The following is a 15611-nucleotide window of genomic DNA, read 5'->3' on the forward strand; positions in this document are numbered from 1 at the left end:
GACCGGCGCGATGGATCAGGTGACACATCCCGACATCGCCCGCGCGGAACGGATCGCCCACGTCATGGACCGGGCGGTCCGTCTGCCCGGCACCGGCATCCGGCTAGGGCTTGATTCCATCCTGGGTCTCGTGCCCGGAGTCGGCGATACACTTACCCTTGCGCCGTCGCTTTTTATTCTTGCGGTGGCGCATCGGCATGGGGTGCCCAAGCATCGGATCGCGGCGATGGCCGGGAACCTTGGCATCGACTGGCTGATCGGGCTGGTGCCGCTTCTGGGTGACATCTTCGACATCGGCTGGAAGGCCAACAGCCGCAACGCCCGGATCCTGCGCGAGCACTCCCAGCTGGCCAAGACCACCGAAGCGCCAATGATGCACGAAAAAAGCCGCGCCCAGAGGGACGCGGCCTGATCTTGTCCTGATCCTGCGATCAGGCGGTCTGACGGTGGCTTAGCCGACCAGTTCCAGACCCGAGAAGAAGTAAGCAATTTCGACCGCTGCGGTTTCAGCAGCGTCGGAGCCGTGCACGGAGTTTTCGCCAACCGATTCAGCGAACTCGGCGCGGATGGTTCCGGCGGCTGCGTCGGCGGGGTTGGTTGCGCCCATGACTTCGCGGTTCTTGGCGATTGCGCCTTCACCTTCCAGGACTTGTACGACGACCGGCTCGGACGCCATGAATTCGCACAGTTCGTCGTAGAACGGACGCTCAGCATGCACGGCATAGAAGACGCCGGCCTGAGCTTTGGTCAGGTGGATGCGCTTCTGGGCGACGATGCGCAGACCGGCATCTTCGAACTTGGCGTTGATCTTGCCGGTCAGGTTGCGGCGGGTTGCGTCGGGCTTGATGATGGACAGGGTACGTTCGGTAGCCATGAGCGTCTCTCTCTATATAGTGCCGGGGGCGCGCCCCTGCGGGATGGAATCCGCGCCCGCCTAGCATGGGGATGGGGGTTTGAAAAGCCACTCTGCCCCGGTGCGCGGCGGTGACGCGCGTTTTCGCGGGCTCCCTTGGGCATCGCGCCCTGCGATCCGCAAGATGACGGGCCTTCCGCGGCCACTGGCCCCCGGTCAAAAGCTCTGCTAAGCGCGGCCCATGCTGCGCCTTACCGACATATCCTATTCCATCGCCGGCCGATCCCTGATCGAAGGCGCCTCTGCCACCATTCCCCAGGGCCACAAGGTTGGCATCGTGGGGCGTAACGGCGCGGGGAAAACCACGCTGTTCCGCCTGATCCGGGGCGAACTGACGCTGGACGGCGGGGCGATCACCCTGCCCGAACGGGCCCGCATCGGCGGTGTCGCCCAGGAGGTCCCGGGCAACGAGGTCTCGCTTCTGGATACCGTTCTGGCCGCCGACACGGAACGCGCAGATCTTCTGGCGGAATCCGAGACCGCCACGGATCCGACGCGGATCGCCGATATCCAGACCCGCCTGGCCGATATCGACGCCTGGTCCGCCGAAGGTCGCGCCTCGACCATCCTCAAGGGGTTGGGGTTCACCGAAGAAGAACAGCGCATGCCCTGTTCCGCCTTCTCGGGCGGTTGGCGGATGCGCGTGGCGCTGGCGGGGGTGCTGTTTGCCCAACCCGATCTGCTGCTGCTGGACGAACCGACCAACTATCTGGACCTTGAAGGCGCGCTGTGGCTGGAAAGCTATCTGCAGAAATACCCCCATTCGGTGCTAATCATCAGCCACGACCGGGGCCTTCTAAACCGCGCCGTGAACCATATCCTGCACCTCGAGGGCAAACAGCTGACGCTTTATGCGGGCGGCTACGACAGTTTCGCCCGCCAGCGCGCCGAACAGCGTGCGCTTCAGGCTGCGGCGGCCAAGAAACAGGACGCCAAGCGCGCGCATCTGCAAAGCTTTGTGGACCGCTTCAAGGCCAAGGCCAGCAAGGCGAAACAGGCGCAGTCCCGCGTCAAACAGCTGGAAAAGATGGAGCGGATCACCGCCCCCGAGGATGCCGCCCGCGTCGTCTTTACTTTCCCCTCGCCCGAAGAACTGTCGCCGCCGATCATCCGCGTCGAAGGCGGCACCGTCGGCTATGACGGTAAGGCGATCCTGTCGCGGCTGGATCTGCGCATTGACCAGGACGACCGCATCGCCCTGCTGGGCCGCAACGGCGAGGGCAAATCGACCCTGGCAAAGCTGCTGTCGGACCGCCTTGCGCTGATGGAGGGCGGGATCACCCGGTCCTCGAAGCTGCGGATCGGGTTCTTTGCCCAGCACCAGGTGGACGAGCTGTACCTGGACGAGACGCCGATCGAACACCTGCGTCGCGAACTGCCCGATGAGGCCGCGTCGAAACTGCGCGCCCGTCTTGCAGGTTTTGGTCTTGGTGCCGATCAGGCGGAAACCGAGGTCGGGCGGCTGTCCGGCGGCCAGAAGGCACGACTTACACTGTTGCTTTCCACCCTGGACGCGCCGCATCTGCTGATCCTTGACGAACCGACCAACCACCTGGACATCGAAAGCCGCGAAGCGCTGGTCGAGGCGCTGACCGCCTATTCCGGGGCCGTGGTGCTGGTCAGCCACGACATGCATCTGCTTAGCCTGGTCGCCGACCGGTTGTGGCTGGTCAAGGACGGGCGCGTGACGCCCTATGACGACGATCTGGAAGCCTACAGAAAACTTCTTCTTGACGTGAACAGCGGCCCGCAGAAGACTGAAAAACCTGTGAAAAAGAAGCGCGCATCACGGGATGAAATCCTGGCCCTGCGCGCCGAGGTCCGCAAATGCGAAGACCGCGTCGAAAAGCTGCAGGAGATGGCGGAAAAGCTGTCGAAAAAGCTGTCAGATCCGGCGCTGTATGGCGACGACAAGATCGGAGAGCTTGAGGTCTGGAACCGCAAGTACGCCGAGGTCCGCGAGGCCATGGAACGCGCCGAAACGCTGTGGATGCGGGCGCAGGAGAAGCTGGACACAGCCGAGACCCAGGGCGCGTAAGGGACGCTGGACCGTTCGGTCCAGCCTCCCGCCCCTTGCAATGCGCCGCCTGCGCAGGGAAAGTCATCGCATGGATTACACCGTCTACATAACCGCCTTCGTCACTCTGTTCGTGATCATCGACCCGATCGGCCTGACGCCCCTGTTCGCAGCCCTGACCCAGGGCCATACGGAACAAAGCCGCCGGGCGCTGGCGCTGCGGTCCTGCGTCATCGCCCTGTCGCTGCTGGCGCTGTTCGCTGTGTTCGGTGAGGCGGTAATGGGGTTTGTCGGCATCACCATGCCGGCCTTCCGTATCGCGGGCGGCGTCCTTCTGTTTCTGACCGCGCTTGAAATGCTGTTCGAACGGCGCACCAAGCGGCGCGAGGATCAGACCGAACACCCCGAGGATCTGCCCGACCCCTCGGTCTTTCCGCTGGCCACGCCGCTGATCGCGGGTCCCGGGGCCATTGCGACGGTCATTCTGCTGGCCGGCAAGGGCGATGGCTGGATCGACACGGCGCTGGTTGTCGGCGTTGCGGCCCTGGTCCTGCTGGTGGTCTTCGTCTTCTTCCTGACCGCCGGACTGCTCGAGCGTCTTCTGGGCCGCACCGGCATCAACGTGGTCACCCGGGTGCTCGGCATGTTGCTGGCCGCGCTTTCGGTGCAATTCGTGCTCGACGGGTTGCGCGATTTCGGTCTGGCCGGGTGACGCCGGGCCTGCGGGCCCCTATATCCCTGTCATGGATACGGATTCCGTCATGAAATTCGCCTATCTGGCGTTGCTTCTGGCCGCTGTCGGCGGCTGGGTCGTCGTGCAGAACCGCAAGCGGCTGGGCCAGATGGCGCAGCAGGCGGCCGTCTGGGTGCTGATCTTCGTCGGCGTTCTGGCGGGGATCGGGCTTTGGGATGACGTGCGGCGCACGGTGGTGCCGTCGCAGGCGGTGCTTCAGGGCGGCACGATCACCGTTCCACGTGCGCCCGACGGGCATTATTACCTGACGGTGCAGGTAAACGACGCCCCGCTGCGCTTCATGGTGGACACCGGGGCCAGTGATATCGTTCTGACCCAGGCGGATGCGAAGAAGGTCGGGATCCAGCTGGACCAGCTGGTCTATTCCTCACGAGCGCTCAGCGCGAATGGTGAGGTCGGGATCGCCCCCGTGGTGCTGGAAACCGTGACCCTTGGTCCCGTGCGCCGCGAAGGCATCCGCGCGGTCGTCAACGCCGGTGAGATGCATCAATCGCTTCTGGGCATGCGCTATCTGCAGCAATTCTCGAAGATCGAAATCGGGGATGGGGCCCTGCTGCTTACGCCGTAAGCAACCACTGCATCACGCTGATTTGGCTGGGGATTCCGATTTCATCTGCCAGCGGCCGGTTTCCTCGGACCAGTATTTCGCACCGCAGCCCGCCCCGGTCAGGTCCCGCCATTGCTGGCGCGCGCGGTCCACGGCCTCGTAGTCGTTGCCGTCAAACAAGATGCAGACGCGTTCCAGTGACGCGACCTCCTCGGGTGTGACCTGCGCGCCGTCGACGGCCATCAGGCATTGCGGATCGTTCGCAGCCTCGCCTTGGGTCAATAGGATCGGCTGTAGCGCGTCATGATCGCCCCCAGCCTGGCCGTGGGGCAGAAACGACTCCTCTGCCCCCAGCCAAAGCTTCTGGTCCAGCCAATCCAGCCGCCCTGGATCAGATCCCCGCACCGCCACCCGCCAGCCCGCGTCCAGCGACCGGGACAGCAGGATCGGCAGGGTCTGTTCCAGCGGGCCCTGTGTCAGGTGGTAAAAATAGGCCTCACCCATTTTGCTCAGGCCTTCTTACCTTCGAAGGACGACTGGACCAGTTGGTCCAGCGTCCGGACGCCCCAGCCCGTCGCCCCGGCTGGGGCAAAGGTGGTTTCGGCCTTCACGCTGGCCACGCCCGCAATGTCGATGTGGCACCAGGGCGTGCCGTCCTTGACAAAGCGGTGCAGGAATTCCGCCGCGGTGATCGACCCCGCTGGACGGCCGCCGACGTTGTTCACATCGGCGATGCGCGATTTCAGCTGTTTGGCATAGGCGTCGCCCAGGGGCATACGCCAGGTCCCTTCGCCGACGGCACCGGCGGCCTTGGTCAGCGCGTTGCAAAGCCCGTCGTCGTTCGAGAAAACGCCCGCATTATGGTGCCCCAGACCGATGATTATCGCGCCGGTCAGCGTCGCCAGATCGATCATGCCGGCCGGTTCGAACCGGTCCTGCGCGTACCACATGACATCACACAGCACGAGCCGCCCTTCGGCGTCGGTGTTGGTGACCTCGATCGTGTCGCCCTTCATCGAGGTGATGACATCGCCCGGCCGCATCGCATTGCCCGAGGGCATGTTTTCCACCAGACCGACCAGTCCAACCACATTGGCCTTGGCCTTGCGCAGGGCCAGCGCCTTCATCGCGCCGGCCACCGTGCCCGCGCCGCCCATGTCCATGGTCATGTCTTCCATGCCCGCCGCCGGCTTCAGCGAGATCCCGCCGGTGTCAAAGACGACGCCCTTTCCGATCAGCGCCAGGGGGGCCTCATCCCCGCCGCCCTGCCATTCCATCACGACAACCTTCGACGGGCTGTCCGACCCCTGCCCCACGGCCAGCAACGCGCCCATGCCGAGCGAGGCAAGCGCGTCTTCTTCCAGCACCTCGACCTTCAGGCCCAGGGCCTCCATGTCCTTCAGTTGCCTGGCGAATTCCGTGGTGGTCAGCACATTGGCCGGGGCGCTGACCAGGTCGCGGGTGAAGAAAACCCCTTCGGCCACGGCAAGGCGCGGCGCAACGGCGGCGCGCAGCGCGTCCGGGTCCGAGGCCTGGACGGTGATCGTGCCGGGCTGCTTTGCCTCGGCCGTCTTCTGCGCGGTGTAGTCGTAGGCGCGCAGCACCATCGCCTCGACCAGGTCGGCCGTGTCGCGCAGGGTGCCGGGCAGCAGCAGAAGATCCTTTCCGATCAGCCCCTTGCCAACACTCGCCCCGGCCTTGCGCAGGGCGTCGTCGCTGGCGCGGCGGTCCAGCACCAGGATGTCCAGCGCCTCGGCCTGCATCCCCTGGGGCCAGCCGATGGTCAGCACGTCGCCGGCTGCGGCCCCGGTGAACGTATCGCTTTCCACCAGCCGCTTCACGGCCCCGCGGGTCAGCCGGTTCAGGCGACGGGCCGCCGGGCTTAGCCGCCCTTCTGCGCCGATAACAACGGCGACGCGCCCCTTGGCCTGGGCGATGGCATCCAGATCGGCGGCGACGACGTCTACGGTGGCGATATTGGTCAAGGGCTCTCTCCTGTATCATGGCCTTGAATGGGGCGGGTCTGCGGCCCGGTCTGTCCGGGTTTGAAACCGGATGGGGACCGGTGCGACCGCCCTCGGCGGGCTTTGGCCAAAGCTAGCGCCGGACCCGGGGATTGGCCAGCCGGATCGGCCAGATAGCAGTTTTCCCCCCGGATCAAATCCGCTAGGGTCGGCCGGGCCTGCTGCTGGCAACTGGACTTGGGGGAAGACTTGGCGCGATTCGACAGATATCTGCTGTCGCAATTCCTGGTGCTGTTCGGATTCTTCGCGCTCGTCCTGGTGTCGATCTACTGGATCAACCAGGCGGTGCGATTGTTCGACGCGCTGATCGGCGATGGCCAGACGGCCTGGGTCTTTCTGGAACTGACCGCGCTGTCGCTGCCCAATGTCATCCGCATCACCCTGCCCATGGCCTGCTTTGCGGCGGCCGTCTATGTGACCAACCGGCTGTCGTCGGAAAGCGAGCTGGTGGTGATGCAGGCCACCGGGTTTTCCCCCTGGCGGCTGGCGCGTCCGGTGATGTGGTTCGGGCTGATCGTGGCGCTGATGATGTCGCTGATGACCCATTTCCTGGTGCCCATGTCGATGACGCGGCTGCAACAGCGGCAAGAGGACGTGCAGGACAATATCACTGCCCGCCTGCTGACCGAGGGGACCTTCCTGCATCCGGTCAGCGGCATCACCTTCTATATCCGTGAAATCGACGCCGACGGCACGTTGCGCGATGTCTTCCTGTCGGATCGCCGCGACCCCGCGACACCGCAGACCTTCACCGCCGCCCGCGCCTACCTGGTGCCCGACCGCAGCGGAGAGGACGCCCGCGCCAAGCTGGTCATGGTCGAGGGGCTGAGCCAGACGCTGCGCGCCGACACCAAGCGGCTGTTCACCACGCATTTCCGCGATTTCACCTATGATATCGGGCGGCTCTTCGGCGATCGGCCGGTGCGTTTCGTGCATATCCGGCATCTGCCGACCTGGGATCTTCTGTCTGATCCCCAGGGCGCGGCCGAACGGACGGGGTTCACCTTGGGCCAGATCGCGAATGAGGCGCACGGGCGCTTTGCCCAGGCGCTGCTGTGCCTGTCCGCCGCGCTGATCGGCTTTGCCACGCTGCTGACGGGGGGCTATTCGCGCTTTGGGGTCTGGCAGCAGATCGTGCTGGCCATCGTGCTGATCATGGTGGTGAAATCCATCGAAGGCGCGGTCAGCGATCCGGTGTCGAAGGATGCCGCGCTGTGGCCGCTGGCCTATGTGCCAGGGGCCGTGGGCCTGGGCATCGGGGCGCTTCTGCTGTGGATCGCGTCGCGGGGCAGCCGATCCTGGCTGTCGCTGTTCCGGAGGCGCGCCGCATGATCCTGCATTTCTATTTCGCGCGACGGTTCCTGAAGATCTTTGGCGGGCTGCTGCTGGTCTTTCTGCTGATGTCGATGCTGATCGACGTGGTGGAACATCTGCGCCGCCTCTCGGCCACGCCCGTGACCCTGCCGCAGGTGCTGCAGCTGGTTGCCCTGAACGCGCCGCAGGGGATCTACCAGATCCTGCCGCTGGTGCTGATCCTGGCGACGGTGGCGCTGTTCCTTGGGCTGGCGCGGTCTTCGGAACTGGTGGTGGTGCGAGCGGCGGGGCGGTCGGCGCTGCGCAGCCTGGCGTCTCCGGTGCTGGTGGCCTTCCTGATCGGGCTGGTGACCGTAGGCATGGTCAATCCGATCGTGGCCTCGACCTCGAAACGCTATGCCGACCTGCTTGAGACCTACCGGTCCGGCGGGATCGACGTGGTGTCGGTGTCGGAAGAAGGGCTGTGGCTGCGGCAGGGCGACGGCGAAGGCCAGACGGTCATCCGCGCCGCGCGGTCCAACCCGCAGGCCACGGAATTGTTCGACGTCACCATGATCGAATATGCCGCGCAGGGCGGACCGGAACGCCGGATCGAAGCCGCCAATGCACGTCTGGTCGATGGCGCATGGGAATTGCGCAAGGCCCGCATCTGGCCCCTGTCCGATGGCGTGAACCCCGAAGCCAAGACCGAGGCGCTGGAACGGATCGAGATCCCCTCGACCCTGACCGAGGCACGGATCCGCGACACATTCGGCGACCCTTCGGCGATTTCGATCTGGGAATTACCCAGCTATATCCGCCTGTTGACCGAAGCGGGCTTCTCGGCCCGCCGCCACGCCGTCTGGTACCAGATGGAACTGGCGCGCCCGGTCTTCCTGGTCGCCATGGTTCTGATCGCCGCCGCCTTCACCATGCGCCACGTACGCTTTGGCAAGACCGGGGTGGCGGTGCTGTCGGCGATCATGCTGGGGTTCACACTGTATTACATCCGGAACTTCGTGCAGATCCTGGGTGAGAATGGCCAGGTCTCGGTCCTGCTGGCGGCCTGGGCGCCGCCCGTGGCCTCGCTGATGCTGGCGCTTGGGCTTTTGCTGCACATGGAGGACGGATGATGGCCCATTTGCTGCGCCTTCTGATCCTTTGCCTGATGCTGCCCGGTCTGGCACCGGTCGCGGCCCTGGCCCAGCAATCCGACGCGCCTGCCGTGCTGGTGGCCGACCGCGTCTGGCTGGAAGGCCAGAGCCGCGTGATCGCCGAAGGCGCGGTCGAGGTGATGCAGGGCGATGTGCGCCTGCGGGCCGCGCGCGTCAGCTATGACCGCGACAGTGAACGGCTTTTGATCGACGGGCCGATCATCCTGACCCGGGGCGAAAACGAAGTCATCGTTGCCGATGCGGCGGAACTGGACCGCGACCTGCGCAACGGGCTGATCCGCAGCGCCCGCATGGTCATCAACCAGCAGCTGCAGCTGGCCGCCGCCCGGCTGGACCGGGTGGATGGCCGCTATGCCCAGCTGACCCGCGCCACCGTCAGTTCCTGCCAGGTCTGCGGCACCCGTCCGCCGCTGTGGCAGATCAAGGCCCGCCGGGTGATTCACGACCGCGAGGAAATGCAGCTGTATTTTGACGACGCGCGGATGGAAGTGCTGGGCGTGCCGATCTTCTGGACCCCGCGCCTGCGGCTGCCCGACCCGAACCAAACCCGCGCCACCGGCTTCCTGATCCCGTCGATCAAGCGGAACTCTCAGCTGCTGACCGGGGTGAAGGTGCCCTATTTCATCAAGATGGGGGATCACCGCGACCTGACGCTGACGCCCTATCTGTCGTCGGAAACCACGACGCTGGAATGGCGCTATCGTCAGGCCTTTGCCAATGGGCGCATCACCTTCGAAGGCGCGGTCAGCGAAGACACGCTGTACAATAAGGGCCGGGCCTATGTTCAGGGCTATGGTCAGTTCGACCTGCCGCGCGACTTCGACCTGTCCTTCACGATCGAGGCGGTGACGGATGACGCCTATCTGACCGACTACGGCTATTCCGATGCGGACCTTCTGGAAAGCAACGTCACGATTTCCCGCGTGCGGTCCGACGAGTATATCGAGGCCCGGCTGGGCCATTACTTCACCCTGCGACCGGGCGAATCGAACAGCGAAATCCCCTCGATCGTTGGCAACGTGCTGTATGAGAAACGGCTGTTCCCCCGTCTGGGCGGTGAGCTGCGGTTCAAGGCCGAAGAACATAGCCACCTGCGCTATTCCACCACCCCGGGCCTGGGCCGCGACGTCGTGCGCCTGAACGCCGAGGCGCTTTGGTTCAACACCTGGACCCTGCCCCTTGGGCTGCGGGCCGAGGGACTGGTCGGCGTACATGCGGATGGGTTCATCACCCGGCAGGACGCCCTGCCCGCCAACCAATCTGGTGTTTCCCCGACCGCCGCGCTGACCCTGCGCTGGCCCTGGGTGCGCAATCAGGCCAATGGTGTGTCCGAGGTGATCGAACCGGTGATGATGGCCGCCTGGACCGGCGGATCCGGTCTGGCCGTGGCCAATGACGAAAGCACAAGGGTCGAATTCGACGAAGGCAACCTTTTGTCGCTGTCGCGCTTTCCTGCGCCCGACCGGCGTGAACACGGGCTGCGCGGCGCACTTGGGCTGAACTGGACGCGGATCGACCCGCAGGGCTGGGACGCGCGGCTGACCTTCGGTACCGTCTACAAGGCCGACGTGGATGGCAATTTCTCGCCCTCCTCGGGGCTGCGCAATTCTGTGTCGGATCTGCTGATCGCAGGGCAATTCCGCAACCAGGCGGGGCTGTCGCTGACCGCGCGCGGGCTGTTCAACCACGATTTCAACATCAACAAGGCCGAGGCGCGGGCGGGCTGGAGCTCGGACCGCTATGCGCTGTCGGCCAGCTATGTCTGGCTGTCGGCCGATGCCACGGAAAACCGGCCCTCGAACGTGTCGGAATGGCTGTTTTCCTCGGACTTCGACCTGGGCCGCCACCTGCGCGGCAGCCTTGAAGGCCGCTATGACATTGCCGCCGATGAACCGGTTTCCGCCGGCATGGGCCTGCTTTATGCAAACGAATGTGTCGAGGTCGAGCTTTCGGTCTCGCGCCGCTTCGCCTCTTCCACTATCGTCACGCCAGCCACGGACTTTAGCCTGACCATCGGCTTGCGCGGTTTCTCGGCGGCGTCCGCATCCGGACGCGGCGTTGCGAAATCCTGCCGCTGAGGGTCGACAAGACGATGATAAGACAAACGGAACTGAACATGCGCCTGACTTTTCGCCTGATCCTGTGTTTGCCCCTTCTGCTGGCGGGCCATGCCCTGCCCGCCCTGGCGCAGAGCTTTTCTCCGGCGATCAAGGTCAATGACCGCGTCATCACCGAGTACGAGCTGGACCAGCGGATGCGCATGCTGCGCCTGTTCCGCACGCCGGGCGACATTCCCGCCCAGGCCGAGGAACAGCTGATCGACGACCGCCTGCGTCTTCAGGCCGCCGGCGAACTGGGGATCGAACCGACCCCGGAACAGATCACCGCCGGGATGAGCGAATTCGCCGCCCGCGCCAATCTTAGTGCGGATCAGTTCCTCGCGGCCCTGCGCCAGGGTGGTGTGGCCCCCGAAACCTTCCGCGACTTCGTGCGCGCCGGTGTGGCCTGGCGCGATGTGGTCGGGGCCAAGTTCGGCCCGCGTGTCCAGATTTCCGAACAGGAAATTGACCGGGCGATTTCGTCCGGCGGGGCCTCGGGTGCGACCGTGCAGGTCCTGATGTCCGAGATTTTCCTGCCCCTTGAAGAAGGCAGCGAAGCCGAAACCCGCGCCCTGGCCGACCGGATCCGCCGGATGAGCGCCGATGGCTTCGCCCGTGCCGCGCGCGAGAATTCCACCGCCCCCTCGGCCGGTGCCGGTGGCCGTGTGAACTGGGTGCCAGTGTCGAACCTGTCGCCGCAGCTGCGCCAGGTGATCCTGGGCCTGCGCCCCGGTCAGATCAGCGCCCCGGTCGAGATCAACGGACAGATCGCCCTGTTCCTGCTGCGCGCCATCGAGGAAAGCGAGAACCGCGCGCCGACCTATTCCGCCATAGAATACGCCGCCTATTACATCCCCGGCGGGCGCAGCGATCAGGCGCTGGCGCAGGCCGCCAGGATCAAGGCCCGTGTCGACACCTGCGACGACCTTTACGGTGTGGCCCAGGGCCAGCCCAAAGAGGTCTTGGAACGCGGCATCAAGGTGCCCGGAGAGATCCCGCAGGACATCGCCGAAGAGCTTGAGAAACTGGACGCGGGCGAGGTTTCGACCAGCCTGACGCGCGCCAACGGGCAGACCCTGGTCTTCCTGATGCTTTGCGGGCGCAGCTTTGACGTCTCGGGTGCCGTGTCGCGTGAAGGCGTGGCGCTGGACATCCAGAACCAGCGTCTGGGCAGCTTTGCAAACGGGTACCTTCAGCAGCTGCGGTCCGAGGCCCGGATCATTCGCCCCTGATGGCTGCGATCGACGGTCTGCCCCCGCTGCGCGATGTGATCTCGACGCATGGACTTGCGGCAAAGAAATCGCTTGGCCAGAACTTCCTGCTGGACCTGAACCTGACCGCGAAGATCGCGCGCCAGGCAGGGGATCTGTCGGAATGTGACGTGCTGGAAATCGGGCCCGGCCCCGGTGGCCTGACCCGCGGCCTTCTGGCCGAGGGCGCGCGCCGGGTGCTGGCGATCGAGAAAGACGCCCGTTGCCTGCCCGCCCTGGCCGAGGTGGCCGCGGCCTATCCCGGCCGGCTTGAGGTGGTGAATGGCGACGCGCTGGAGGTTGATCCTTTGGCGATGCTGACCCCGCCGATCCGCGTCGCCGCCAACCTGCCCTATAACGTCGGGACCGAGCTTCTGGTGCGCTGGCTGACGCCGGATGTCTGGCCGCCCTTCTGGCAAAGCCTGACGCTGATGTTCCAACGCGAGGTGGCCGAACGGATTGTCGCGGCCCCCGGATCCAAGGCCTATGGCCGGCTGGCGCTTCTGGCGTCGTGGCGGGCGGATGCACGGATCGTGCTGAACCTGCCGCCCGAGGCCTTCACGCCACCGCCCAAGGTATCGTCCGCAGTGGTGCATCTGACCGCCCTGCCCGAGCCGCGCTATCCCGCCGATCCCAAGGTCTTGGAACGCGTGGTGGCCATGGCCTTCAACCAGCGCCGCAAGATGCTGCGCGCGGCCCTCAAGGGGCTGGCCCCGGATATCGAGGACCGTTTGATCGCCGCCGGCATCAAGCCGACCGACCGGGCCGAGACTGTCACGCTGGAGCAGTTCTGCGCGCTGGCGCGGGCGGTGAAGGGCTGACAGCGGGGGCGGTGCGGCGACCGTTTGCGGACGGCGGGTGTTTGACGGGGTGAACAGGCCGCCTGGGCGGCCTGTGCCTCCGGCGGGGATATTTATTGAAAACCAAAGAGGGTCAGGGGGTCGTCTGATCCCGCGGTGTCAGCACCAGGTGGATACCGTCGCGGGCGCGCACCGTGAGGTGGGCGATCGGCACCGGGGGCGCGCCGGTGGCGGTGATGCGGAAATGGCGCAGGATCATCGAAAGCAGCAGCGGACCTTCGACCATGGCAAAGCCCGCGCCCGGACAGACGCGTGCGCCGGCCGAGAAGGGAATGAAGGCATCGCGCAGGCAGGTCTTGCCGTTTTCCGTCTGCCAGCGGGTCGGGTCGAAGCCATCGGGATTGTCCCAGAGCCGCGTGTGTCGATGCAGGTGCCAGGGGCTGAGCACGACTTGGGCCCCTTTGGGCAGGGTGCGGTCACGGAAGCCCTCGGGACAGGTGGTTTCGCGCACCATCATGGGCACGGGCGGATAGAGGCGCAGAGCCTCGCGGAAGGTGTCGCGGGCGCGGCGCAGCTGGCCCAGGGTGGCGAAATCGGGGGTGTCGAGGGCGCGGAATTCCTGCGCCAGCTCTTCCTGCCAGTCGGGGTGGGTCGCCACGAGGTAGAGTGCCCAGGCCAGGGCGGAGGCCGAGGTTTCATGCCCGGCCAGGAAGAAGATCGCCACCTGGTCGACCATTTCCTGCGTGTCGAAACACGCGCCTGTTTCGGGGTCGCGGGTCGTCATGATCTTGGTCGCCAGGTCGTCGGGCGCGGTGCCCTTGGCGATCTGGTCCTGGCGCGCGGCGGTCAGATCGGTGATCAGCCGGCGGATGTCGCGCGCGGCGAGCAGGGTGGCGCGGCGGTGCAGCCTGGGAAACCAGCGCGGCAGCGGCACGAAGGCGGCCAGGTTCAGGATCGGAGACGACCGTTGGTAATCGCGGAACCGGGCAAAGACCTGAGCGGCGGTTTCATGTTCGATCGGAACCGAAAACAGCGTGCGAAAGATCACGTCGGCGGCGACATGAGAGGTCTCGGCCTCGATTTCCAGGGGTTGGTTGGTCTTGGTGGCCAGGCGGGCCACGCAGGCCTCGGCCGCGGCCAGCATGGCGGGGAAGGTGTCGCGCAGCCGGCCGCCTTCGAACGCCGGGTCGATGATGCGACGCTGGCGTTCCCAGGTCGGGCCATTGGTCAGGAAGACCGAATTGCCCAGCAGCGGGCGCAGCCCCTCGCCAATGCGGTCGGATTTGGGGAAATCCCCGGGCCGGTCCTTGAGCACGGTTTTCACCAGCTCAGGCTGGTTCACCAGGTAGGAGCGGAAGAAGGGCGTGCGGAATTCGGCCATCCAGGCGCGGTAGAGCTTGGCCGGTTGCGCCGAAAGGATGTCGCGCCGGAACAGCCGCATGTAACGCCAGAGGCTGGCGCGGTCGGGGCGCGCGGGCGGCTTGGGCGGGATCATGCCAGCGACCTGTAGCGGTTCACCGGGGCGGTGATGCGGGATTTCGACGGCGGCTTGTCGTGGTAGCGGGCATACAGTGTAAGTGGACCGCCGGTAATCTGGAAGTAATCGTAGTGATCGGGCCGGTCGAAGGCGCAAAGGTATTGAAAATGCAGCCGGAAAAAGCGCCAGCGCAGCTGTTGCCAGCGGTCGGGCGACAGGGTCTGGGTGAAGGCGGCCGAGAGGATCAGGGGGTGGCGCTGGTCTGCGGGGGCGACGCCGGTCACCGCCACCGGATCGCAAAGCGCGAAGGCACAGCCGTCGCCGGGGGCCGTCACGTCGACCCAGGTCAGCGCGTCCGAGGCCGAGAGAAACGCCAGATCCGCCCGCAGCCGCGTCGCCCGCGGCAGGAAGGACACCATGGGCACCACCTGGCCAAGGGACAGGAAGGACAGCGCCGGGCCATCCGCCGGCACCCGGCCCGCGCGGATCAGGTCGGACAGGATCGAGACCGCCAGATGCGCGCCCGAGGAATGACCGATTACCAGAACCTCGTCCACGTCGGCAGTGAGGCCATCGGCGATGGTGTTGGCGAAATCTGAAATCCGCTTCTCCAATGCATCAGGATTGGCCCCGAGGTATCTGGCAGAAAACGAATAATCGTGCATCAGGTAATAGGCGAAGAACCGGTTGTCGCGGTGCTTGAACCAGCGCAGGACCGCCCAGGCCACAAGCGGTGCCGCCAGCCAGCCCGCCGGGGCGAAGACCGTCGTCGCCCTGGCGACGAGGGATGAGAGCCCCCAGCCCGCCAGATAACCCAGGCCAAGGGCCAGAAGCAGCTGAAACAGAAGAAACATCACCGGGTAAAGCGCGGCGATCACCGGCCCCTTGCGCAGCCGCATCAGCCGGAATAGTGCGCCGGTGAATATATAGACCGAAGCCGTCCGGATCAGCGCCAGATAGGTCGCGGGGATCGTGGTCGCCATGCTGTCGCGCACGATGTCGGACCACAGCAGCACCTCGACATCCGTCTCAACCACCTGGCCGTCGATCTGCGCGCTGACGTGCCAGCCATAGGGGCCCTTGGTGGTCTTGGGGCGAAGCGCGATCTCATAGCCCGAGACAGCCGCCTGAGCCGCGCTTTCGCTGCGATACAGCTCGCGGTAGCGGCGCGGGTGGATCGGGTCGTAGCCGGGGATATAGAACACCCGGCGTCTGCGGACGGGGGAAGAGCTGCTCATCTCTGCCTCGATACTTTTCCGGAG

14 protein-coding genes are annotated in these 15611 nt (G+C 65.6%); 9 read left to right on the plus strand and 5 right to left on the minus strand.

Annotation, left to right across the window (positions count from 1 at the left end):
• Positions 1 to 10 precede the first annotated feature (10 nt).
• A complete protein-coding gene (locus BMX99_RS15725; RefSeq protein WP_093453988.1) occupies positions 11 to 412 on the plus strand; it encodes a DUF4112 domain-containing protein in 402 nt (133 codons plus the stop codon).
• 39 nt (positions 413 to 451) lie between these two features.
• On the opposite strand, the gene ndk is transcribed toward BMX99_RS15725, so the two are convergent.
• Positions 452 to 874 carry a nucleoside-diphosphate kinase gene (ndk, locus tag BMX99_RS15730; protein ID WP_093453991.1) on the minus strand — a complete coding sequence of 141 codons (423 nt, stop codon included), beginning with the start codon at positions 872 to 874 and terminating at the stop codon, positions 452 to 454.
• A 220-nt stretch (positions 875 to 1094) separates the two neighbouring features.
• Here ndk and BMX99_RS15735 point away from each other — a divergent pair, with 220 nt between their 5' ends.
• The 3 genes from BMX99_RS15735 (at position 1095) to BMX99_RS15745 (ending at position 4252) form a co-directional block, all read left to right on the plus strand.
• Positions 1095 to 2951 (plus strand): ABC-F family ATP-binding cassette domain-containing protein, encoded by a 1857-nt coding sequence (locus BMX99_RS15735; protein WP_093453994.1) that lies wholly within the window; start codon positions 1095 to 1097, stop codon positions 2949 to 2951.
• A gap of 70 nt (positions 2952 to 3021) precedes the next feature.
• Complete coding sequence (locus tag BMX99_RS15740) at positions 3022 to 3642, plus strand: MarC family protein (RefSeq protein ID WP_093453997.1); 621 nt, start codon at positions 3022 to 3024, stop codon at positions 3640 to 3642.
• Between the two features lie 49 nt (positions 3643 to 3691).
• Positions 3692 to 4252 carry a retropepsin-like aspartic protease family protein gene (locus tag BMX99_RS15745; RefSeq protein ID WP_244525563.1) on the plus strand — a complete coding sequence of 187 codons (561 nt, stop codon included), beginning with the start codon at positions 3692 to 3694 and terminating at the stop codon, positions 4250 to 4252.
• Between the two features lie 12 nt (positions 4253 to 4264).
• Here BMX99_RS15745 and BMX99_RS15750 read toward each other — a convergent pair whose 3' ends face one another.
• Together BMX99_RS15750 and BMX99_RS15755 are read right to left on the minus strand one after the other, a co-directional pair.
• On the minus strand, positions 4265 to 4735 hold the full coding sequence (locus BMX99_RS15750) for a DNA polymerase III subunit chi (RefSeq protein WP_093454003.1): 471 nt from the start codon (positions 4733 to 4735) through the stop codon (positions 4265 to 4267).
• Between the two features lie 5 nt (positions 4736 to 4740).
• Complete coding sequence (locus BMX99_RS15755) at positions 4741 to 6216, minus strand: leucyl aminopeptidase (RefSeq protein WP_093454007.1); 1476 nt, start codon at positions 6214 to 6216, stop codon at positions 4741 to 4743.
• Positions 6217 to 6444: 228 nt separating this feature from the next.
• Between BMX99_RS15755 and lptF the strand changes: the two genes are divergently transcribed.
• From lptF to rsmA, 5 genes are read left to right on the plus strand one after another with little or no spacing between them, the layout of a single operon-like run.
• Complete coding sequence (lptF, locus tag BMX99_RS15760; RefSeq protein WP_093454010.1) at positions 6445 to 7587, plus strand: LPS export ABC transporter permease LptF; 1143 nt, start codon at positions 6445 to 6447, stop codon at positions 7585 to 7587.
• Positions 7584 to 8681: an LPS export ABC transporter permease LptG gene (gene lptG / locus BMX99_RS15765; protein WP_093454014.1), complete on the plus strand. Its 1098-nt coding sequence runs from the start codon at positions 7584 to 7586 to the stop codon at positions 8679 to 8681. The genes lptF and lptG overlap by 4 nt, the downstream gene beginning before the upstream one ends.
• A complete protein-coding gene (locus tag BMX99_RS15770) occupies positions 8681 to 10801 on the plus strand; it encodes an LPS-assembly protein LptD (protein WP_322788146.1) in 2121 nt (706 codons plus the stop codon). Before lptG ends, BMX99_RS15770 begins: the two co-directional genes overlap by 1 nt.
• A gap of 38 nt (positions 10802 to 10839) precedes the next feature.
• Positions 10840 to 12054 carry a peptidylprolyl isomerase gene (locus BMX99_RS15775; protein WP_244525564.1) on the plus strand — a complete coding sequence of 405 codons (1215 nt, stop codon included), beginning with the start codon at positions 10840 to 10842 and terminating at the stop codon, positions 12052 to 12054.
• Entirely contained in the window at positions 12054 to 12893 is an 840-nt protein-coding gene (rsmA, locus tag BMX99_RS15780; RefSeq protein ID WP_093454020.1) for a 16S rRNA (adenine(1518)-N(6)/adenine(1519)-N(6))-dimethyltransferase RsmA, read from the plus strand. The genes BMX99_RS15775 and rsmA overlap by 1 nt, the downstream gene beginning before the upstream one ends.
• Before the next feature lie 112 nt (positions 12894 to 13005).
• Here rsmA and BMX99_RS15785 read toward each other — a convergent pair whose 3' ends face one another.
• Both BMX99_RS15785 and BMX99_RS15790 read right to left on the minus strand, forming a co-directional pair.
• Positions 13006 to 14367: a cytochrome P450 gene (locus BMX99_RS15785; RefSeq protein WP_093454023.1), complete on the minus strand. Its 1362-nt coding sequence runs from the start codon at positions 14365 to 14367 to the stop codon at positions 13006 to 13008.
• On the minus strand, positions 14364 to 15587 hold the full coding sequence (locus BMX99_RS15790) for a hypothetical protein (protein WP_093454026.1): 1224 nt from the start codon (positions 15585 to 15587) through the stop codon (positions 14364 to 14366). Before BMX99_RS15790 ends, BMX99_RS15785 begins: the two co-directional genes overlap by 4 nt.
• Positions 15588 to 15611: the final 24 nt, after the last annotated feature.

It is taken from the genome of Pseudooceanicola nitratireducens, from assembly GCF_900109195.1.
Lineage (GTDB): Bacteria > Pseudomonadota > Alphaproteobacteria > Rhodobacterales > Rhodobacteraceae > Pseudooceanicola > Pseudooceanicola nitratireducens.